The organism is Paenisporosarcina sp. P5_A11 (assembly GCF_056400705.1).
In genome coordinates this window covers 1-824 of sequence record NZ_JBFUKT010000379.1, presented here as the reverse complement: position 1 = coordinate 824, position 824 = coordinate 1, and the positions used below count along the sequence as shown (strand labels likewise).

The 824-nt window shown below is 37.6% G+C and carries 1 protein-coding gene; it reads right to left on the bottom strand.

The features are described 5' to 3' along the window. Nucleotides 1–53: 53 nt before the first annotated feature. On the bottom strand, nucleotides 54–650 hold the full coding sequence (locus AC1DOS_RS20395; protein WP_108588134.1) for an SCO family protein: 597 nt from the start codon (nucleotides 648–650) through the stop codon (nucleotides 54–56). Nucleotides 651–824: the final 174 nt, after the last annotated feature.

Here is an 824-nt window from a genome sequence, read left to right as displayed (position 1 = left end):
GAATTGACGCTCTCTCTGTGTTCTAGATTTGGTTGTAATTACATAAAACCTTTTTATTTCCCTTGTTCAATTAGCGCTTTCATATCCGCAGCAATTTCTTCTTTTGGTACGTCTTGATAACCGTCATAGCTCTTTACAGCAATCCCATTTTGATCAACTAAAAAATAGCTTGTGCCATGGATGACTTGATCTGAATTAGGGTCAATTTTTACGAGAGTTTTAAATGAATCTCGTGCAAACTGTTCCATATACTCTGGGTCATATCCCGTTAGTAATTCCCACTTAGATTCGTCAGCTGGGTTAAACTTCGCTAAATATTCAGCCATAATTTCGGGCGTATCCACTTTTGGATCCACACTAAATGCGACGATTTTATAATCCTCTACTCCTGATTTTATCAATTCATCTTGCACCTTGGTCATATTCATCGTCATTGGCGGACATACCGTTTCACAATTGGTGAAAATAAATGTGGCCAACCACACAGTCCCTTTTAAATTTTCTAAAGAAACTTTTTCGCCTCTTTGAGATTCATGTGAAAAGGATTCAACTTCCCAGTCAGTCTCTGCTTTAAACTTTGATGAATTACATCCCGATAGGATGATTGCGCTCAACACAATAAGTGTGAACATTTTTTTATATTTCGTCATGGACTCTCCCCACTTTCGCTCCCTTTCATCTTATCGAATGGAATTTACGAATTCAAGGTAGGAGCATCCCTTGTTTCTAACGAATTTGTGTCGTTGTATTATTATTAGTCCATTACATAAAGAAAGACCACCAACTAAGGTGGTCTCAGACTGTAGACAAACTCGATAAAATCG

Excerpts from the sequence above, each read along its gene's own strand:
- AC1DOS_RS20395 (WP_108588134.1), bottom strand. The coding sequence starts at position 650 with ATGACGAAATATAAAAAAATGTTCACACTTATTGTGTTGAGCGCAATC.